Origin of the sequence: Chengkuizengella axinellae, from assembly GCF_030730905.1 — a bacterium.
Classification (GTDB): domain Bacteria; phylum Bacillota; class Bacilli; order Paenibacillales; family KCTC-33759; genus Chengkuizengella; species Chengkuizengella axinellae.
Genome location: NZ_JAVAMP010000017.1, coordinates 47,560 through 67,654, shown reverse-complemented (window position 1 = coordinate 67,654; position 20,095 = coordinate 47,560). Strand labels below are relative to the sequence as shown.

Below are 20,095 nucleotides of genomic sequence, written 5' to 3'. Positions count from 1 at the left end.
ACATAGTTTACGTAGCAACCTTTAGGAGTGGTTAGATGTTATTTATGAAATTAACGAAAAATATGTCCACAAGCAGCAAATTATTATTGATTTTTGGAGTCCCTCTTCTTTTTGGATTAGTATCTTCCATCTTTTTATTAAATTTAAACCAGCAGAATGTTGATCATCTTACTGAGGCGTTGTATGAGACATCACTACAAACAAACACACTTATATTAGATGCTGACAAAGATTTGTATCAAGCTTTAGTAGGATTTCAGACGTTAACAAGATATGAGAATTCAAATGAATATAAAGAAGAATTACGTGAGGAACTAGAATCAAATGTTGAGAGAGCGAATGAAAAAGTGGATGTAGCATTGACAATCATTAAGGAACATCAACTGGAAGGATTAACTCTGTCAGATAACTCCTCAAAGGAAGAAGCAACAGAGTCATCTAATGTAGATACGATAGAGAATTATCTTACTGAATTCAAGCAACAATTTCAATTATGGGTTAAAACTACAGATGCAGAAAATCCTTCATATGACTTATACCTCATGTCATTGCCTTATTTTGAAGATAGTAGGGATAAGTTAAAGGTATCTGGTGATATATTAAACGAATATGCGGAAAACAGCATAAAAGGAATACACGAATCAAATCAAAATACAAAAATATGGGTCTATTCCCTTTACTCTATTATCTTTGTATTGATTACTGTAAGTGGATTGATCTTTATTAAGGAAAATGTAAAACTCATGAAGGGGATTGTCAGGAAAATTGATGATGTTAAAGAAGGTAATTTACTCGTAAAACCTTCTGATGAGTACACGAAAGATGAAGTGGGACAAATGGTAAAGGGTTTGGATGTTATGGTTTCTAAGCTAAGGGATCTCATTCATGATATTGTGGAACAATCCAAGACAGTTGAGGTTTCCTCTACAGAACTGACGCAAAGTACAAAAGAATCCTCTGCAGCCTCAACACATGTTGCTGAGAATATTCAAACGATCACAGAAGGCATCGAAGTTCAAAATAAGACCGCAGATGAAACGAGCAGAGCTGTTGAGGAAATGGCAGCAGGGATTCAAAGGATTGCTGAAAGCACCACCTTTATTTCAGAGCTATCCCAAAGAACAGACCAACAAGCAGATAAAGGGAATAAAGTCATTGCTCAACTGAATAATCAGATAGAAACGATGTTTAAAACAATCCAACAACTATCTGAAACGGTAGATTCCTTAAATAAGCGTTCTGATAAAATTGGAATGATTATAGATGACATTACTGGTTTTGCAACCCAAACTAACTTACTTTCTCTTAACGCATCGATTGAAGCAGCTAGAGCAGGAGAGCATGGACGAGGTTTTTCAGTAGTGGCGGATGAAATTAAAAATTTAGCATCAGGCTCACTGAAATCAGCCGATAATATTCAGAAGTTAATTATAGAAACGCAGGGCGAAATTACAATGGTTTCTAAAAATATGGTCTTAGCTGTAGAGGAAGCTGAAAAAAGTGGTGAATCTATGTTAGAAGTCAGTCAAGACTTCCATAACATTTCGAGTAATGTAAAAGAGATCGACACTCACATTCATGAAACGTCTGCTATCACAGAACAGCTTTCTGCAAGTTCAGAAGAAGTTGCAGCATCTATGGAGCATACGAATGCAACAGCTCACGAAATTTTTAGTAAAACACAAAATGTAGCTGCTGCAACAGAAGAACAGCTAGCACTTATGGAAAATATGGATGATGCAGCTAAAAAACTAAAAGAAATTGTAAATCAATTAAATCAGTCTGTTTCAAGCTTCAGAGTATAGTATTTTAATTTATAGTTAAATTGTTAAAATGGAGAATATTAGTGTATAATTAGAGTAAGATATTAAAAGACCGCAGACGCTGGAACGTCTACGGTACTCTTGTACAAGAGATTGCCTCAAGGGCAGTCGGCTCATTATAATACTAGTAAAACCGCCGCGGGTTGATGACAAGGGCGGTTTTACTTATTTCTACTATGGAAGGATAATATCAAAACGACTAAAGTTGAAAAAGAAATCATCAACATGAGTGCTTGAAATACTTCCATGGGCAACACCTCCTTTCCAATTAGGTTGAGAGGTGAGCCAACCGCCCTTGTGAACCGATTCAATTGTACAAAGTGGTTATACCATATATTACTAGAATTTATCATTTAATATATTTCTCATTTTAGGTGGAAAAAAATCATTTAAATGAAGAGATATTTCCATCATCCATAAATATTTGGTACATTAAAAGAAGCTGAAATTTCATATTTATAAAGGAATAAAGAGAAAAGAGGGATGCAAATGAATGCACATGAAATTGATTATTTTATATCTGGAGAAGAAATGCAGTATGTAGAGGTAGAACTGGATCCAGAGGAGAGTGTCATCGCTGAAGCAGGCAGCTTAATGATGATGGAAGATGGCATTGAAATGAATACGATTTTTGGTGATGGAACGAATCAAGATAGAGGTTTGGTAGGTAAACTATTCGGTGCAGGGAAACGATTATTGACAGGTGAGAGCTTATTCATGACTTTGTTTACAAATAAAGGTCATGGAAAACGTAGAGTGAGCTTTGCTTCCCCATACCCAGGTAAAATCATCCCTATGGATTTAAGTGAAATGGGAGGCAAAATCATCTGTCAGAAGGATTCCTTCCTATGTGCAGCTAAAGGTGTATCTGTTGGTATTGCGCTTCAAAAGAAACTTGGTGCTGGATTTTTCGGTGGAGAAGGATTTATCATGCAGAAGCTTGAAGGAGACGGGTTAAGTTTTGTACATACAGGAGGTACAGTTTGTAAAAGACAGCTTCAACCAGGCGAGGTATTAAGAGTAGATACTGGTTGTTTGGTTGCAATGACGCAAGATGTTGAATACGACATTGAATTTGTAAAAGGAATTAAAACAGCAGTTTTCGGAGGAGAAGGTCTTTTCTTTGCTACATTAAGAGGACCTGGTACGGTATGGATTCAATCCTTGCCATTTAGTAGATTAGCGGATCGCATTGTTTCTGCATCTGGTCCTGCAGGCCGAAAAGAAGAGGGTAGTGTACTTGGAGGTCTTGGAAGATTAATTGATGGTGATTGATTGTGGCTGATAAAGTTTAAAGGTTCTTATTCTAAATAGACCTTCAGAGTTCCAAACTCATAAGGTCTATTTTTTATTTTAAGGTACAAAAGAGTAAATATCTATTCACATAGTAGTCATCGGACCTCTTTTTAAATGGTGGATTGTAGGCTGTGACATCAATAATGAATATCGTCTAAATATACCCCACACTCAAATACTGTACATTGACAATATCTTATTCATGAACAGCTAATTCTGACACCTTCTTCTTCAAGCGGGAAATAACAGCAAAATTTCATAGAGAATATAGGTTACATCCTTGCTAAAACTCCCACTGAAAGCAAGATTCTCTTTATTGTAAATAATCTAATGTTTTTTACATAAACTACCTGTGAATAAGAAGGATATATGGATAAAAAAGTCGAATTAATACGTAAGAAAATTTTAGAATTCCCCGACTTCCTTACAAAAAAATAGACTCCTTTTTAACTTTACTGAATAAAATATAGCAACATACTCAGATTGGAGAGGGGACTTATGCATCATGAACTTTGTTATGTAGCCATTGGTGATTCATTAACAGTTGGTGTAGGTGCACCAATGAACCGAGGGTTTGCTAGCAGGTACCACAGATTGCTTGAACAAAGCTTAGACAAACATATTCACTTTATAAATGCTGGTGTTTCAGGAGCTACCTCACAAGATGTGTTGGAGCTAATCACGTTGGATTCTTCTATGCAAGAAGAATTGAAGGAGGCAGATATTATTACAATTACGGTGGGCGGTAATGATTTACTGCGGGCTGCCGAGGTTTATTTTACAGATCAAGAGATTAAACATATGATTAACGCACTAAAAAACTTCAAACACAATATGAGAGAAATCATCACCACGATCAAAGAGCTGAAAAACGATGAATTAGATGATTGTATGATTCATATGACCAACCTTTACAATCCCAAACCTCAAATGTTAGATGCTCAATTTGTAGTCAACAGATTCAATAATATGATACAACGATTCAATAAAGGAAATATACGTGTTGCAAATGCCTATCAAGCTTACATTGGATATGAGGAGCAGTACTTGTTTTCTGATCAAGTTCATCCGAACTCCAAAGGTTATGAGGTGTTAGCAGACTCATTTCACCATTTGGGGTACGAACCACTGAAAAGAAAAATGTAGTAGAATCAATTTTCATGCTGAGTTATTTTCCTTGTCTAGATGATAAGAGAAGAATAATTGATCAAATTGAAAGCGTTACCATTATATTTATAGCCTAAAATAAAGGACATTTTTGGTCTTATTACGAGAATTTTTTTTTAATCTTATATCAAAAATAGAGGAAAAATATAGCCTTATTTTGTGTATTAACCTCATTTCAATAGTTATAAGTTTGAATAAGACCCTCAATTTCCTCTATTTTAATGTCGTGTCATCTTAAAGGCATTCAAATAACTCCAGTTCTATCATTATAGAACAAATCCAATGAGCAACCGAAAAGTCACACAAAAGTCTCTCAAAAAACACTTTATCAAAGCACGATTTGACCGTAATAGTAAGTCAGTCCAATAATGGCATGATATTCATATTACAACCATAAAATATAACACTATGTTTTGAAATCAGTCATTTCAAGGATTGAGAAATGAAACACGTAAAAATAGAGTTAGGGGGTCTGGAATATGAACATCATTGTGTGCCTTAAGCAAACCTTTGATACAGAAGAAAAAGTAATCATTAAAGAAGGTCAAATCAGTGAAGATGGTGTGAAATTCATCATCAACCCTTATGATGAGTATGCTTTAGAAGAAGCGATTTGCATAAAAGAAAAATATGGAGGTGTAGTTACTGTCATTTCCATTGGTCCTACTAGAGTAGAGAGTGCTTTAAGAACTGCACTTGCGATGGGAGCGGACAAAGCAGTTTTAGTGGACGATGAACGATTGTTTGGGGATGAATCCACCATTTCAAAAGTGCTGGCTGCAGTTATAAAGCAGCAGGAATATGACTTGATCTTAGGCGGGTATATGTCTGTGGATAACGGAGCGGCACAAGGTGGAGCACGATTGGCTGAAGAACTTGATCTCCCACATATTTATGCAGCATTAAAGATAGATGTGAATGAATCTCAAGTTGTGGTTGAAAGAGATGTAGAAGGAGACATAGAAGTCCTAGAATCCAAACTGCCTATTGTAATCACAGCACAGCAAGGTTTAAACGAACCTAGATATCCTTCTTTACCAGGCATTATGAAGGCCAAGAGAAAACCGATCCAACATCTCACCGTAGAAGATCTCTCCTTAGACATGAAACAAATAAAAGCAAAAACAAACATCAAAGAAAACATTCTGCCACCTGAAAGACAAGCTGGAAGAGTACTTCAAGGTGAATTAAACGATCAAGTAGTTGAATTAGTTCAATTATTGCAGGGTGAGGTGAATCCAAATGGTTAGACATGTTGTCGTTTTTGCAGAAACAAAACAAGGGAGTTTGAGAAACGTATCGTTTGAAGTTTTAGAAGCAGCAAAAAGATTAAATGATGGTGGATTGATCACAGCGGTATTAATCGGTACACAAGAACAGTCGCAAGCAGATTTGCTAGCTGAATACGGTGCACATGAAGTTGTTTTTGTTGAAAATAAGCAATTGGATACGTATACTACCGACGCATACACACAAGCGTTCACTTCCATTATTCATGAAAAAAATCCAGATGTCATTTTAATGCCGCATACAGCGATGGGGAAAGATTTTGCTCCTCGTGCAGCAGCTCGCATTGGTTGTGGGTTAATTACAGATTGTACAAATGTGGAAATAAGTGATGGGAATATCGTATTTACCCGACCTATTTATGCAGGAAAGGCATTTCAGAGGAGGGTGGTAGTACGTGATCAGATTTTTGCTACAATACGGCCAAACAATATACCATGCTCTAAAGTGGATCATCATGAAAGTGCAAAGAAAATTCAAAAGGTATTAAACCTAGATGAAATTAGAACAACAGTAAGGGAAGTGATTCAGAAAACGACCGATGGGGTGGACTTATCTGAAGCTAAAATCATAGTTGCTGGCGGTAGAGGGGTGAAAAGTGCAGAAGGCTTTGGGCCTTTAAAAGATTTAGCACAAGTGATAGGAGCCGCAGTAGGAGCTTCGAGAGGGGCATGCGATGCAGAGTATTGCGACTACGCTCTTCAAATTGGTCAAACAGGAAAAGTAGTGACTCCAGATTTATATATTGCATGTGGGATTTCAGGAGCGATTCAACATTTGGCAGGAATGTCAAATTCAAAGATGATTGTTGCTATTAACAAAGACCCTGAAGCTCCTATTTTTGATGTTGCTGATTATGGGATTGTAGGGGATTTATTTGAAGTAGTTCCATTGTTGACGGAACAATTTAAGCAAGCAATGACAGATTAGAAATAACCTATTTCAGACAACTAGAACTTGTCAATAGAAAGCGGATTGGTTTAAAAAAATTGAAAAAAGAGGTGGCGTGAATGTCCAATTATCCATGGAGTAAGTTTTATCCAGCAGAGATTCAAACACACCTTGATTATCCAGACTACAGAGTAACAGATTATTTAAAGATGACCGCAGAGCAGTACCCAAATAACAAAGCGATTCATTTTTTTGGAAAAGAAATGAGCTTCCAAGAGCTTCTATCTCGATCGTATCAAGTCGCAAATGGATTGAAGGATATAGGTGTGAAGAAGGGAGATCGCGTAGCTCTGATGCTGCCTAATATACCTCAGTTTGTTTATAGCTACTTCGGTATTTTATTTGCGGGTGGAATTGTAGTACAAACGAATCCGTTGTATGTTGAACGAGAATTAGAGTATCATTTTTCAAATTCAGGAGCCAAGGTCATTATTTGTTTAGATTTAGTTTATCCTCGCGTAAAAGCAGTGAAAGAACAAGCTGGCTTGGAGCATATCATCACAACAAGCATACCTGATGCACTCCCTACTGTGAAAAAGCTCCTTTATCCTCTTGTACAAAAAATTAAAAAAGGTCCTACAGTAGATATAGATTACAGCAAAGAGCCAATTCAAACCTTACATGAATTTATAGATAAAGCTAAAGATACCCCTGTAGAAGACCCTAGTACAACCGAAGATGTGGCTGTTCTTCAATATACGGGAGGTACAACAGGAACACCGAAAGGGGTTATGTTGACACATAAAAATTTAGTCGCTAATGTAACGCAGTGTCAAGCCTGGGCTTATCAGACGGAAAAAGGGAAAGAAGTTGTATTATCTGTCGTACCGTTATTTCATGTGTATGGTATGACGATTTGTATGCTCTTTGCTGCTGCCCATGCAGCTAAAATGGTTTTAATCCCTAAATTCGATATTGATTTAATGATGAAAACGATCAAAACACAAAGACCCACATTTTTTCCAGGTGCCCCAACCTTATATCAAGGGATTATAAATCACCCAAAAGCAAGCCAAACCGACCTATCATCTATAGAGATTTGTATTAGCGGCTCTGCTCCACTGCCTTTAAATACACAAACAAAGTTTGAAGAACTAACAGCGGGGAAATTAGTTGAGGGATATGGCTTATCAGAATCCTCCCCTGTGATTTGCGGGAATCCAATCTGGGGGAAAAATGTGAATGGTAGTATTGGCGTACCTTGGCCAAATACAGATTGCAAAGTGGTTGATCCTGAGGGTGAAGAAGTTAAACCAGGTGAATTAGGTGAAATCATAGCTAAAGGTCCTCAAATTATGAAGGGATATTGGAATCAACCAGCAGAAACTGCAGCGACGTTAAAAGATGGTTGGTTATACACAGGGGATATGGGTTACATGGATGAAAACGGGTATTTCTACGTTGTAGATCGAAAAAAAGATCTGATCATTGCTGGAGGATACAATATTTATCCTAGAGATGTGGAAGAAGTATTATATGAGCATCCTGTCGTGAAAGAAGCGATTGTTTTAGGTGTGCCGGATGAATACAGGGGAGAAACAGTTAAAGCCTATATCGTAAAAAAAGAAGGGTTCACCATTTCGGAAGAAGCATTGGATCAATATTGCCGTTCCAAGCTTGCTGCATATAAAGTGCCTAGAATTTATGAATTTAGAGATGAACTGCCAAAGTCCATGGTTGGTAAAATATTACGCAGAAAATTAAAAGAAGAGGAAGATGAAAAATTAGCTTAAGGAGTGGTTTTGATGGAGAGGACAATTCGTAAAGCCGCTGTATTAGGATCAGGAGTGATGGGAGCGGCCATTGCTGCACACTTAGCGAATGTAGGCATTCATACATTGTTGTTGGATATGGCTCCAAAAGGGGAAACAGAAACTAAACATAGAAACGAGCTTGCTGAAGCGGCTAAAAAAAGGCTGCTTAAAAGCAAACCAAGCCCGATTTATATAAAGGATGTTTTAAACCGAATTGAAGTGGGTAATTTTGATGACCATTTACATCGGATTGCTGAGGTTGATTGGGTAATTGAGGTTATCATTGAAAATTTGGAAATTAAACAGAAGTTTTTTGAAAGATTAGAACAACATTGGAATCCAGGCACCATCATAAGCTCTAACACTTCAGGTATTTCTATTCATGCCATTTGCAAGCATAACTCTGAACAGTTTAAGTCACATTTTTTAGGCACTCATTTTTTTAATCCTCCAAGATATATGAAATTGCTAGAGTTTATTCCAACAGAAAATACAGATCCAAACATCATATCGTTTATGAAAAATTTTTGTGAGAAGAAGTTGGGTAAAGGGGTAGTGATTGCAAAGGACACGCCGAACTTTATCGCGAATCGTATTGGTACGTATGGCCTTCTAAGCTCCCTTAAACAAATGGAGAAATTAGGGCTCAGCGTATCAGAGGTGGATGAACTAACAGGTCCTTTAATTGGAAGACCCAAAAGCGCAACATTCCGGACGCTAGATTTAGTCGGTATTGATACGTTTGTATTTGTAGCAAACAATGTTTATGACAATGTAACAAATCCTATTGAAAAACAAAGCTTTAAAGTTCCACAGCTGATGGAATACATGGTTGAACAAGGATACATCGGAGAGAAAGCAGGATCTGGTTTTTATCAAAAAAAACGCACAGATACAGGTAAAGTTATCTTGCAGCTTGATGTCCAGAATAAAACCTATGTACCAAGGAGTAAAAGCTCTCTTGCCTCGGTAGAAGCAGCTAAAAATGCAAAGGGATTAAAAAATAAACTGAAAGCTCTATTAGAATCGGACGATAAAGGTGGACAATTTACTTGGGAATTAATGAAAAAAGGTTGGTTGTATGCTGCAAGTAAAATACCGGAAATATCAGATGATATTCAGGCCATAGATGAAGCTATGAAATGGGGTTTTAATTGGGAACTTGGACCTTTTGAAGCTTGGGATGCGGTTGGCGTAGTAGAAACGGTTTCAAGAATGAAAAAAGAAGGAGAGCAAATTCCAAAATGGATTGAAGCAATGTTAGCTGCAGGAAAAACCTCTTTTTATGAAAAGCAGAATGAAAAAATATTTTATGTACAGATCGATGGCAGTCTAGAAGAAAAACAAACAGCGAAAGAGATTCTTTCCTTAGATCAAATCAAAGAGAAAAATGGTGTTATTAAGAAAAATACGGGTGCCAGCTTAATTGATATTGGCGATGATGTGGCTTGTTTGCAATTTCATTCCATGAACAATACGATCGGGCCAGATGTGTTGCAGATGGTATTGACTTCCTTAAATGAAGTAAGAAAAAATTATCGAGGATTAGTAATTGGACATCAGAAAGGGAAAAACTTTTGTGTTGGAGCAAACTTAATGATGTTGTTGATGGCGGCACAGGATGAAGATTGGTTTGAAATTGAACAGATGATTACTGGATTTCATCAGATGGCGATGGGCTTAAAATATTTTGAAAAACCAATTGTGGCTGCTCCTTTTGGTATGACCTTAGGTGGAGGAGTTGAGGTTTGTTTACCATCATCTCATGTGCAGGCTTCAGCTGAAACCTACATTGGTCTTGTCGAAATGGGAGTAGGACTTATTCCAGCAGGCGGTGGTACGAAGGAGATGCTGTATAGAGCTACCGTACCTGTAGATATTGATAAATCGATCGACTTGCAGCCATTTGTAAACCGTGTTTTTGAAACGATAGGTATGGCGAAGGTTTCCACTAGTGCAGCAGAAGCGAAGGAGCTTGGATTATTAAGGTCAACGGATAGAATTACGATGAATCCTGATCATTTAATATATGATGCCAAACAAGCGGTACTAGGAATGTCCATTGCTGGTTATGAGCCACCAACGCCAAAGAAGGTGAGAGTAGTAGGTGAACCAGGATTTGCAGCTCTTAAAATGGGACTGTATCAGATGAAAATGAGTGGATACATCAGCGAACATGATGAATTGATCGGCACACATCTTGCCAATATTTTAACTGGCGGTAAGGTAGCAGCTAATAGTCTGGTTACTGAGAAGTACCTATTGGATTTAGAAATGGAAGCATTCTTAAGCTTATGCGGAGAACCCAAATCACAAGAACGTATCCAGCATATGCTGTTAACTAGAAAACCGCTGCGTAATTGATAAAGATTGTTCAAAAAATACGATGAAGTACTCTTTTTAAACGTTTAGGAAAGTATAACTTTCCATCATCATATTGGCTTAGGACCCCGCAAAAGTAATAGGAATTGGTTTCTGGGGTCCCCGAAAAGTACTCGGACTATGCATCATCGAATTTTGTTCACTTTTTTGGGCTATATTTAAGGAGGGGATCAGATGAAGGAGGCTGTCATTGTATCTGCAGTTAGAACTCCGATGGGCAAAGCCTATAAAGGTTCGCTTTCCAACACACGTGCGGAAGATTTAGGGGCGTTAGTTGTGGAAGAAGTCATTAAACGAACACCTGGATTAGAGAAGGAAGAGATCGAGGATGTGATCATCGGCTGTGCGATGCCTGAAGGAGAGCAAGGGTTAAACATGGGAAGGATTGTGTCATTGCGTGCTGGTTTACCTGACCACGTCCCTGCATTAACGATCAACAGGTTTTGTGCTTCTGGTTTACAGTCTATTGCATTTGCAGCTGATCGAATAAAATGTGGGTCAGCAGAGGTGATTGTAGCTGGTGGAGTGGAGAGCATGAGTCACGTACCTATGTCTGGATTCAAACCACAACCGAATCCCTATTTAGTGGATGCTCGTCCAGAGGTTTATATTCAGATGGGAATAACGGCTGAAAATGTAGCTCAAAAATATGACATCAATAGAGAGAAGCAGGATGCTTTTGCTGTGAAAAGTCATCAGAAGGCTGCAGCTGCGATTCAAGAGGGAAAATTCGGAGAAGAGATCGTTTCTGTCCCTGTGACACAATCCTTTCTTAATGAACAGGGAAAACAAGAACAAAGGTCATTTTCATTCCAAATCGATGAGGGAGTGAGACCGGGAACTACCCTTGAAATTTTATCTAGTTTAAAACCTGCTTTTTCTGTAAAAGGAACGGTTACTGCAGGCAATACCTCACAAATGAATGATGCAGCATCGGCCGTTATAGTTATGTCTCGTGAAAAAGCAGAAGAGCTAGGACTAGAAACGATGGCTATTTTTAAATCGTTTGCTGTAGCAGGTGTTGCACCTGAGATTATGGGGATTGGTCCAGTCGAAGCGATTCCAAAAGCATTAAAGCAAGCTGGTATAACTATAGAGGATGTAGATTTGTTTGAAATCAATGAAGCCTTTGCATCGCAATGTTTGGCTGTAATTGAAGAGCTTGGCATTGATCAGGAAAAAGTGAATGTAAATGGTGGGGCAATTGCGCTAGGTCACCCACTAGGATGTACTGGAACGAAACTGACGACTACATTGCTGCATGAAGCTAAGAAAAGACAAAGTAAATATGGAGTAGTCAGCATGTGTATTGGTGGAGGCATGGGGGCTGCTGGTGTTTTTGAATTTGTATAAGAAAGGAGGTACGTTTGTCAAAACTGCATCTCAATGTTCCAAGCATACACGACATTCCTATTCTCAATAAAAAGTGAAGAAAATCTCAGATGACCCAGGTGAATGACAAGTCTCTGGCATTTACAGCGATGTTAGTTCTTATTGATTGTGTTGTCAAACTTATGATTAAACTAAAATGCAATGGCTCAATGCCAAAAATAACTGAAGAGTTTTGACGGGCGGAATAAAATGAAAGCGAATAACCTGATGAAGGGTGGCAGCTTTTTGGTAGCTGAAGTGGACGCTTCTACTATATTTACACCAGAGGATTTTAATGAGGAACATCTTATGATCGCGAATTTAACAGAGGACTTTATTGATCAAGAAATTGATCCATATGATGAAGTATTAGAAAGACAGGATTTCACTTTGCTGCTAAAGCTCATTAAAAAAGCAGGAGAAGTAGGTTTGTTAGGGGCGGCGGTGCCTGAAGCGTATGGAGGGACAAATTTAGACAGGGTCAGCTCAACATTAATATATGAAAAAATGGTGCGAAGCAGCTCGTACTCACTAACATTAAGTGCACATATAGGAATTGGGACTTTACCGATTGTTTTGTTTGGGACAAAACAGCAGCAGCAAAAGTATCTCCCTCATTCAGTGCGTGGTGATCAAGTATTTGCCTATTGTTTAACTGAGCCTTCTTCTGGTTCTGATGCTTTGAGTGCAAAAACGACGGCTGTTTTAAGTGAGGATGGTGCACATTATCTTTTAAATGGAACCAAACAATTCATTACAAATGCAGCTTTTGCAGACGTATTTATCGTATATGCTAAAGTAGATAGCAAGCATTTTTCAGCATTTATTGTGGAAAAAAAGTTTCAAGGTGTATCTACAGGGGCTGAAGAGAAAAAAATGGGGATTAAAGGGTCTTCCACTAGACAGCTCATTTTAGAGGATGTTAAGGTACCTGTGGAAAATGTATTGGGTGAAGTAGGAAAAGGACATGTAATTGCTTTTAATATTTTAAATTTAGGTCGTCATTCATTAGCTGCAGGATGTGTTGGTTCAAGTAAATGGGCGGTTGAGCTTGCTGTTGGATACGCTTGTAGGAGAAAACAGTTTAATCAAACCATTGCGGAGTTCCCATTAATTCAAAAAAAACTAGCTGACATGGCTATTTTTACTTACGCGGCTGAAAGTATCGTTTATCGTACAGCAGGTTTAATGGATACATTCAAAAAAACAGTAGATCCGAATGTTGCAAACCATGAACAAACGATAGAAGGGATTGCAGAGTATGCTATAGAATGTTCTATGAACAAAGTGTTTGCAACGGAATGTTTGGATTTTGTAGCGGATGAAGGTCTACAAATTCATGGTGGATACGGATTTACCCAAGAATATAAAATTGAAAGGATTTATCGTGATTCGAGAATCAATCGCATCTTTGAGGGGACCAATGAAATAAATCGGTTGTTGATTCCAGGTTTATTGTTTCGTCGAGCAACAAAAGGAGACCTTTCCCTCTTTGAATCAGCAAAAAAATTGGAACAAGAGTTAATTACTTATATCCCTTCTACATGGGACATGGGGGTTCCATTTTTACAAGAAAAAGCAATGCTTAGCTCCGCAAAAAGAATTTTTTTAATGATTGTCGGTATAGCTATAGAAAAATACAAGCAGCAAATAGAAGAGCAGCAAGAGATTTTAGAAATCATAGCTAATGTATCCATGCAAGTATTTTCTATGGAATCGGTCATTTTAAGAACGAATAAAGCGGTGGACAAAGAAGGCATCGTTAGAGCTAAACAAAAATGGAATATGACATCCGCTTTCACACAAGAAAGTTTTTCAAAAATAGAATCTATGGCGAAGGAAGCACTTGTCATTATGGAGGATGGGGATCAGTTGAAGATGAAGCTGGCTATGTTAAAAAAGTTGGTTCGATTCCATCCCAAAAATCTGCTTCCGATTAAACGCCAAATTGCTGAAAAAATAATAGAACAAGGAAAATATGTGGTCTAAGGATAACTAGGAAAAGAACCTCTACAATCACTGCTATAGTGATTAGGAGGTTCTTCTGCTTAAGAGGACCGAATACTAAAATTGAATCGGATCTAATCCTTCATTCAGCCCTCGAAATTCGTACCCATTTTCCACAAGGTAATCTAGTAAAAGTGGTAAGTACTGCAAGGTCTCAGGAATCTCATGTAATAATATCACAATAGGTTGCTGTGATGCTTCTTTCTGCTTTAGTTGATCAATAACATGATTTACATATTGTTCATCACGAAATTTCCAATCTAAACTATCAATATTCCAGTCCCAAAGTAGATATCCATTTTCTTCTACTCCATGCATATATTCATCGGTCATATAGGGTTTGCTCCCATAAGGAGTTCTGATTAAATGAGATGTAACACCTGTAATTTCCTCGAGTGTTTGCTGTGCTAGATTCATTTCATTTATGACTGCATTCTTAGAAGCATAGAATGAATTTTTATCATGGGTCACACCATGTAGTCCAACTGCATGTCCATCCTCTACCATTTGCTGCACACTATCAGCATATTTCTTCATATTGGGCTCTACCATGAAGAAAGTCGCTTGAGCATTATATTCTCTTAATAACAATAAAATATCTTCTGAAATCAATCTTGGACCATCATCAAAGGTTAAATATACTATTTTGTTATCTTCCTCAGTATTTGTAGGTTCTTGTTGATGGTTGTCAACCGTATGTTCCTCAATTGTTACAGTTGGATCCTCAGAAGGTTCAGGTTGTTCAGAGTCAATAACAGGTTCATTTTGAGTAAACGATTCGGTTTGTTTTGTATCATTTATTCGATTTTTCAGCTGTCTTTGTTTAGTTGGTTTAAAAGAATGGAGTGTTTTCATATCTTCTGTTTTGATTAGATTTTCTTTTATCCCCATATGATTGCTTTTTATATATGGACTTTCTTCTGTTTCTCCAAAAGTAGATTGCTGTAAATTTATAAACATGAAGATGATCGTGAAAAGTATGAATGCTCCTCTTTTAAAATGAAATGCCTTTTTTTCTTGCTTCTGATTCTTCTTTTGCTCTTGTCTGTTTCTAGTTTGGGATTCTTGTTGTTTATACATGAGCAAGCTGCTCCTTTCTCATAATCTATCTAATACATATGATAGAGAGGAATTTGAAATAAAGGGTAACAAAAAGATGACAAAATGGGGCTTGTTTTGTCATCTTTTTGTCATTCCTATGATGAACTTTATTATGTATGAGATACATTTGTATGAGATGAAGTTTTATGAGCACTTACCATTAATAATACGGCTGTGATTAGATGCATAATCATTCCTACCACTGGGATCCATGCTATACATGAAGTGATTATACCTACAATGCTAGGAGCTTTAGAAGCACCATGCTTTGAACAAATCGCAAGTGTGATGATGTGTAAAATTAGCATTATTATTAAAGGTGACCACGCCAAACTGAGTACGATTGTACCACCTAGTATAGGGATGCCAAGTAGAGCTTCCAATCCACCTGTTACCCATTTTAAATTTTTTACTGCACCCATGAACATTCCTCCTACAGATTAATAGATTGTTTATCTTGACTGTATATTTTTAAATAGTATTCGTATGTTCAACCGTTTATGTCACGGAATAATGTGTGAAAGCTAAATTCTTTGATCTTGAAAAAAATAAGGACATTCGAGTTGATATCGAATGTCCTTATCAGGTATTTATCAAATAAAGAAAAATGGTGCAAAAGCAAATGGCAATAAAAACAATGTTGCTACCGCTGCAAAACCTAATGCAAATCTAGCCCCCAAGAATGGGAAAAAGGAGACAGATGCTTTATCCTTTGCTTCCATAAGCTGTTTTTTTGCTTTTTTGGGATTTTTAGAAGAAATGCTAGAAGGTCCTGCATAACCAGTGTCAAAATATAAATTGCCACCAGAAACTTCATTTAGATAACCATGCACTGTAGTGCCATCCCATAATACTGCACACACATGTTGACCTACAAGAGGTGAGCAAGTTGCTTCATTAACAGGATAGATCTGTTTCATGATATTGTTCCTCCTTTCGTTATAACATCTGAACTTATAATTTTTATAAATTCAATGTTTCAACAAAAACTACAGCTAAAAGTATTCGGCTGTATCCTTCGAGAGACTCCTACAGGAGTTTTTGTTATACAACCTATAAATAGGATATTTCTTGATATTGTATGCACAGCTGTGTTCATGTGCTTGGATATCAGTCTATTTTGAGTTATTTCCTACCGATCCACATCAGCTTTTGTAAATTTTTACTTACGTCATAAACAACTCATATGGAAGGATTACAAATTTTTGAATATGAAAAAGATGTTTTTCTTGTGAAGGAAGAAGATGGGGTTACGATAAAAATCGTAATAGGTGATGGATCCCCGATTCATATAGAAGCGGATGTGAAGATGTGGGACATGAGCATCATTTCGAACGAATCTGCTTTTAAAGATAATAGGTACCTTTATTGATTTTTCTGCATACATTGTGATGTGTGGATGAAACACTGAATAACAGTGAGTGGACACCAAGTTTTAGGATGAAAGAAAAAATGTGCGAATAACATCTAACGTAAAGTTAGCGTTATTCGCACAGAATTTCCTAATTGTATGGTCTGTAAACGTATTAAGCATTTTGCTTTTGGGGTAGAATAAATCGCAAAGTTTATCTGTCCATTTGTATAACTTGTTGTTCATGTTTAACAGCTTGAGCCTTCGCTTTTTCTTGTTTAATTTTGTGCATAATTGTTTTTACTTCTTTTTGTTTTTCTGACATATTTTCTGTAGGGATAGCAGTTATATTTTTAGTTTCTTCCATCTTGCTTTCACCAGAGAATACGCCACCCTCCTCGACTTTAATTGAGCCAACAGATATATCTCCATAAACTTTGCCTGTTTTAGAAATGGATAATAATCCATTTGTGTGAACTGTTCCGCGAATAATGCCAGAGGTGATGACATTTTTTGCTTTTATATTAGATTGTACAATGGCATCTACACCGATGGTAAGATCACCAGTGCAATGAATGTCTCCAGAAACTTGCCCTTCTATTCTCAAACTGGCTTGTGTTTTTAACTCCCCTTCAAATGTTGTTTCTTTTCCAATGACAGTATCAATGGAGTTAGGGTCTAGTTCTGACTTTTTGAACATTGTTTTTTCCTCCTTTAATCTAATGCTTCACCGTTTAAATAAGGACTGGGATTAACAGGATATCCTCGCGATAAAACTTCATAATGTAAATGAGTCCCTGTACTTCGACCAGATGATCCCATCAACGCAATTTTTTGTCCTTTTGTAATTGACTCCTCCTCTTGCACTAAGGTTTGATCCAAATGCATGTATAACGTTTTTAATTCATTTGTATGTGTAATAAGCACATAAATACCTAGTTGATTATCGAACCCTATTTCTTCCACCGTTCCGTCAGCTGTTGCATAAATTGGATCTTGATAATTTCCATCAATGTCTATACCGCTATGGAAACTATCTACATTGGTATACGGATCCTTCCTTATCCCATACCAAGAAGTGACTTTAGCCGTATCTGTTGGCCATATGGAGGGTGTGACTTTCATTAAATCCACTTTTTCTTGCATTGTTTTTTTGATTTCCTCAAGGTTGCTGGATAAAATATTCACTTCATTTTTAAGACCATTTACATATTCATCAGATTCAGAAATTAAGGTTTCTAAATACTCTGATAAAGGAATCTCTCTCCCTCCAACTCCTGTATTAAGATGTCCAATTTCATCTATGGACAGATCTTTAATGGAGAATGAACCTTCTTCTGCTAAATTCAAAAGGTCTTTTTCCAATTCTCTTAATTCATCAATTTGTTGTTTGATTTCATCTACTTCTGATGTAAGCTCTAGTATATCGTCTTGTAAATGTTCAATCGTTTGGTCTTTTTCGATAAGAGAATCTTGAAATGAGTCCTTGTTGGTTTCAATTTGTTCAGAAAGCACATTGATTTCCACAGAAGATTGCTGATGAAGGTTATATTGCCAGTAGGAAATGATGAGAATAATAAGAACGATCACTATAGGAATTACAGCCATTAGATAAGGAGGAAATCTGATTCTCCTTATAGATTGTTCTGCATTCGGGATAAACATAAAGGTGAACTTGTTTTTTTTCATTGGAACCCCTCTTAAGTTTAGAATATTCTCGTAAGTTAAATATATGTTCTTAACGGACGGGATATACGAATAAAATACATGAATCTTTTACTTGACTAAAGCTTTTGTTGTAGATTACGATTAGGGGTATAAATAAAACAGAAGAAAGGAAATTTTACATATGGCAGGGAATGAAAAAGATTTAAGAATTCGCAGTAAAGTCATCAGTGAGGGTGCGAATAAAGCACCAAATCGTGCGATGTTAAGAGCAGTAGGGTTTACAGACGAGGATTTCAAGAAACCAATGGTAGGGGTGGCAAGTACTTGGAGTGAGGTTACACCGTGTAATATTCACATTGATAAACTTGCGATTCAAGCTAAAGAAGGGGTTTCAATAGGTGGAGGCGCTCCATTGATTTTTAATACTATAACCGTATCAGATGGGATTGCTATGGGTCATGAAGGGATGTTCTATTCCTTACCGAGCCGTGAAGTCATCGCTGATTCTATAGAAACTGTAATGGGTGCAGAACGTTTAGATGGTGTGGTTGCGATTGGTGGCTGTGATAAAAATATGCCAGGTTGTATGATTGCAATCGGACGCATGAATCTTCCAGCTGTATTTGTTTATGGAGGAACGATTCAGCCAGGGAAATGGGAAGGTAAAGATTTAGATATTGTTTCTGCTTTTGAGGCAGTTGGACAGTACAATAAAGGGGATATTGATGCACAAGGTTTAAAAGATATCGAATGCCATGCATGTCCTGGTCAAGGCTCATGTGGTGGAATGTACACTGCAAATACAATGGCTTCTGCTATTGAAGCAATGGGGATGAGCTTGCCAAGCAGTTCTTCTAACCCAGCAATTGCTGCATTAAAAGAAGATGATTGCAATAGAGCAGGACAAGCAGTTGTTGAATTATTAAGAAAAGACATTTATCCAAGAGACATCATGACGAAAAAAGCTTTTGAAAATGCAATCACTGTTGTGATGGCTTTAGGTGGTTCTACAAATGCATTCTTACATTTACTAGCGATCGCACATTCAGTGAATGTAGATCTTCAACTAGAAGATTTTGAACGTATTCGTGAACGTGTACCTCATTTAGCGGATTTAAAACCTAGCGGTCGTTATGTTATGCAAGACTTATCAGATGTAGGTGGTGTGCCTGCAGTAATGAAGTTGCTTCTTGAACAAGGATTACTTCATGGAGACTGTTTGACGGTTACAGGAAAAACACTTGCAGAAAATTTAGCAGAGCTTCCAGGATTAAAAGAAGGGCAAGATGTGATTCGTCCTTTTGATAATCCTTTAAAACCGCAAGGCCCACTTGTTGTATTAAGAGGAAACCTGGCACCAGAAGGTGCAGTTGCCAAAATGTCAGGCGTGAAGATGAAAAAGATTACAGGACCTGCTCGTGTATTTGATTCTGAGGAAGCGGCTACTGAAGCATTGTTAGCGGATAAGATCAATAAAGGGGACGTAATTGTCATTCGATATTGTGGACCAAAAGGTGGACCAGGAATGCCTGAAATGTTATCTGTAACAGCCATCGTAATCGGTAAAGGATTGGGTGGAGATGTTGCACTAATGACGGATGGCAGATTCTCAGGAGGAACACATGGATTTGTTGTAGGCCATGTTGCGCCTGAAGCACAAGTAGGAGGTCCAATAGGACTTCTAGAAGAAGGTGACATGGTTACAATCGATAGTGAAACACAGGAAATCAAAGTTGATGTTTCTGCGGAAGAATTGCAGAAACGTAAACAGCAATGGACAGAACGTCCTTTAAGATATTCTAGAGGTGTGTTAAACAAATATGCAAGATTAGTTTCTTCTGCTTCTAAGGGCGCTGTAACGGATTAAAATGAAGAGAATAGAATCTGACTTTTAGTGGGATTTTCGTATAGTAAGCTGTACCCCAATTATTTAGATA

At 37.3% G+C, this 20,095-nt stretch carries 17 protein-coding genes; 11 read left to right on the top strand and 6 right to left on the bottom strand.

The window, feature by feature from the left end; translation table 11 throughout:
- Window positions 1-35: 35 nt before the first annotated feature.
- Entirely contained in the window at window positions 36-1,805 is a 1,770-nt protein-coding gene (locus Q5Y73_RS21635; protein WP_305994009.1) for a methyl-accepting chemotaxis protein, read from the top strand.
- A gap of 179 nt (window positions 1,806-1,984) precedes the next feature.
- Here Q5Y73_RS21635 and Q5Y73_RS24945 read toward each other — a convergent pair whose 3' ends face one another.
- On the bottom strand, window positions 1,985-2,071 hold the full coding sequence (locus Q5Y73_RS24945) for a putative holin-like toxin (RefSeq protein WP_371320257.1): 87 nt from the start codon (window positions 2,069-2,071) through the stop codon (window positions 1,985-1,987).
- Between the two features lie 241 nt (window positions 2,072-2,312).
- Between Q5Y73_RS24945 and Q5Y73_RS21630 the strand changes: the two genes are divergently transcribed.
- The 8 genes from Q5Y73_RS21630 to Q5Y73_RS21595 all read left to right on the top strand — a co-directional run bounded on the left by Q5Y73_RS21630 (window position 2,313) and on the right by Q5Y73_RS21595 (window position 14,020).
- Complete coding sequence (locus Q5Y73_RS21630; RefSeq protein WP_305994008.1) at window positions 2,313-3,098, top strand: TIGR00266 family protein; 786 nt, start codon at window positions 2,313-2,315, stop codon at window positions 3,096-3,098.
- Between the two features lie 519 nt (window positions 3,099-3,617).
- Entirely contained in the window at window positions 3,618-4,265 is a 648-nt protein-coding gene (locus Q5Y73_RS21625) for a GDSL-type esterase/lipase family protein (protein ID WP_305994007.1), read from the top strand.
- Between the two features lie 500 nt (window positions 4,266-4,765).
- Window positions 4,766-5,536, top strand: coding sequence for an electron transfer flavoprotein subunit beta/FixA family protein (locus Q5Y73_RS21620; protein WP_305994006.1), 771 nt, complete (start codon window positions 4,766-4,768; stop codon window positions 5,534-5,536).
- On the top strand, window positions 5,529-6,503 hold the full coding sequence (locus tag Q5Y73_RS21615; RefSeq protein ID WP_305994005.1) for an electron transfer flavoprotein subunit alpha/FixB family protein: 975 nt from the start codon (window positions 5,529-5,531) through the stop codon (window positions 6,501-6,503). The genes Q5Y73_RS21620 and Q5Y73_RS21615 overlap by 8 nt, the downstream gene beginning before the upstream one ends.
- An 80-nt stretch (window positions 6,504-6,583) precedes the next feature.
- A complete protein-coding gene (locus Q5Y73_RS21610) occupies window positions 6,584-8,257 on the top strand; it encodes a long-chain-fatty-acid--CoA ligase (protein ID WP_305994004.1) in 1,674 nt (557 codons plus the stop codon).
- Between the two features lie 12 nt (window positions 8,258-8,269).
- Window positions 8,270-10,642 carry a 3-hydroxyacyl-CoA dehydrogenase/enoyl-CoA hydratase family protein gene (locus Q5Y73_RS21605; protein ID WP_305994003.1) on the top strand — a complete coding sequence of 791 codons (2,373 nt, stop codon included), beginning with the start codon at window positions 8,270-8,272 and terminating at the stop codon, window positions 10,640-10,642.
- Between the two features lie 192 nt (window positions 10,643-10,834).
- Window positions 10,835-12,013, top strand: coding sequence for an acetyl-CoA C-acyltransferase (locus Q5Y73_RS21600; protein WP_305994002.1), 1,179 nt, complete (start codon window positions 10,835-10,837; stop codon window positions 12,011-12,013).
- 228 nt (window positions 12,014-12,241) lie between these two features.
- Entirely contained in the window at window positions 12,242-14,020 is a 1,779-nt protein-coding gene (locus Q5Y73_RS21595) for an acyl-CoA dehydrogenase FadE (RefSeq protein ID WP_305994001.1), read from the top strand.
- 75 nt (window positions 14,021-14,095) lie between these two features.
- Here Q5Y73_RS21595 and Q5Y73_RS21590 read toward each other — a convergent pair whose 3' ends face one another.
- The 3 genes from Q5Y73_RS21590 to Q5Y73_RS21580 form a co-directional block, all read right to left on the bottom strand.
- Complete coding sequence (locus tag Q5Y73_RS21590; protein WP_305994000.1) at window positions 14,096-15,118, bottom strand: polysaccharide deacetylase family protein; 1,023 nt, start codon at window positions 15,116-15,118, stop codon at window positions 14,096-14,098.
- Between the two features lie 131 nt (window positions 15,119-15,249).
- Window positions 15,250-15,561 (bottom strand): hypothetical protein, encoded by a 312-nt coding sequence (locus Q5Y73_RS21585; RefSeq protein ID WP_305993999.1) that lies wholly within the window; start codon window positions 15,559-15,561, stop codon window positions 15,250-15,252.
- Window positions 15,562-15,732: 171 nt separating this feature from the next.
- On the bottom strand, window positions 15,733-16,059 hold the full coding sequence (locus Q5Y73_RS21580; RefSeq protein ID WP_305993998.1) for a hypothetical protein: 327 nt from the start codon (window positions 16,057-16,059) through the stop codon (window positions 15,733-15,735).
- Window positions 16,060-16,370: 311 nt separating this feature from the next.
- Here Q5Y73_RS21580 and Q5Y73_RS21575 point away from each other — a divergent pair, with 311 nt between their 5' ends.
- Window positions 16,371-16,511 (top strand): hypothetical protein, encoded by a 141-nt coding sequence (locus Q5Y73_RS21575; RefSeq protein WP_305993997.1) that lies wholly within the window; start codon window positions 16,371-16,373, stop codon window positions 16,509-16,511.
- 193 nt (window positions 16,512-16,704) lie between these two features.
- On the opposite strand, the gene Q5Y73_RS21570 is transcribed toward Q5Y73_RS21575, so the two are convergent.
- Window positions 16,705-17,190, bottom strand: a complete 486-nt coding sequence (locus Q5Y73_RS21570; RefSeq protein WP_305993996.1) for a bactofilin family protein — start codon at window positions 17,188-17,190, stop codon at window positions 16,705-16,707.
- A 14-nt stretch (window positions 17,191-17,204) separates the two neighbouring features.
- Entirely contained in the window at window positions 17,205-18,179 is a 975-nt protein-coding gene (locus Q5Y73_RS21565) for a M23 family metallopeptidase (RefSeq protein WP_305993995.1), read from the bottom strand.
- A gap of 160 nt (window positions 18,180-18,339) precedes the next feature.
- Between Q5Y73_RS21565 and ilvD the strand changes: the two genes are divergently transcribed.
- On the top strand, window positions 18,340-20,025 hold the full coding sequence (gene ilvD, locus Q5Y73_RS21560; protein ID WP_305993994.1) for a dihydroxy-acid dehydratase: 1,686 nt from the start codon (window positions 18,340-18,342) through the stop codon (window positions 20,023-20,025).
- Window positions 20,026-20,095 lie beyond the last annotated feature (70 nt).

What these genes read in the sequence shown, in the direction of transcription:
- Q5Y73_RS21635 (WP_305994009.1), top strand. Translation starts at nt 36, where the DNA reads ATGTTATTTATGAAATTAACGAAAAATATGTCCACAAGCAGCAAATTA.
- Q5Y73_RS21610 (WP_305994004.1), top strand. Translation starts at nt 6,584, where the DNA reads ATGTCCAATTATCCATGGAGTAAGTTTTATCCAGCAGAGATTCAAACA.
- ilvD (WP_305993994.1), top strand. Translation starts at nt 18,340, where the DNA reads ATGGCAGGGAATGAAAAAGATTTAAGAATTCGCAGTAAAGTCATCAGT.
- Q5Y73_RS21590 (WP_305994000.1), bottom strand. Translation starts at nt 15,118, where the DNA reads ATGTATAAACAACAAGAATCCCAAACTAGAAACAGACAAGAGCAAAAG.
- Q5Y73_RS21585 (WP_305993999.1), bottom strand. Translation starts at nt 15,561, where the DNA reads ATGGGTGCAGTAAAAAATTTAAAATGGGTAACAGGTGGATTGGAAGCT.
- Q5Y73_RS21620 (WP_305994006.1), top strand. Translation starts at nt 4,766, where the DNA reads ATGAACATCATTGTGTGCCTTAAGCAAACCTTTGATACAGAAGAAAAA.
- Q5Y73_RS21625 (WP_305994007.1), top strand. Translation starts at nt 3,618, where the DNA reads ATGCATCATGAACTTTGTTATGTAGCCATTGGTGATTCATTAACAGTT.
- Q5Y73_RS21615 (WP_305994005.1), top strand. Translation starts at nt 5,529, where the DNA reads ATGGTTAGACATGTTGTCGTTTTTGCAGAAACAAAACAAGGGAGTTTG.
- Q5Y73_RS21630 (WP_305994008.1), top strand. Translation starts at nt 2,313, where the DNA reads ATGAATGCACATGAAATTGATTATTTTATATCTGGAGAAGAAATGCAG.
- Q5Y73_RS21565 (WP_305993995.1), bottom strand. Translation starts at nt 18,179, where the DNA reads ATGAAAAAAAACAAGTTCACCTTTATGTTTATCCCGAATGCAGAACAA.
- Q5Y73_RS21570 (WP_305993996.1), bottom strand. Translation starts at nt 17,190, where the DNA reads ATGTTCAAAAAGTCAGAACTAGACCCTAACTCCATTGATACTGTCATT.
- Q5Y73_RS21605 (WP_305994003.1), top strand. Translation starts at nt 8,270, where the DNA reads ATGGAGAGGACAATTCGTAAAGCCGCTGTATTAGGATCAGGAGTGATG.
- Q5Y73_RS21595 (WP_305994001.1), top strand. Translation starts at nt 12,242, where the DNA reads ATGAAAGCGAATAACCTGATGAAGGGTGGCAGCTTTTTGGTAGCTGAA.
- Q5Y73_RS24945 (WP_371320257.1), bottom strand. Translation starts at nt 2,071, where the DNA reads ATGGAAGTATTTCAAGCACTCATGTTGATGATTTCTTTTTCAACTTTA.
- Q5Y73_RS21580 (WP_305993998.1), bottom strand. Translation starts at nt 16,059, where the DNA reads ATGAAACAGATCTATCCTGTTAATGAAGCAACTTGCTCACCTCTTGTA.
- Q5Y73_RS21600 (WP_305994002.1), top strand. Translation starts at nt 10,835, where the DNA reads ATGAAGGAGGCTGTCATTGTATCTGCAGTTAGAACTCCGATGGGCAAA.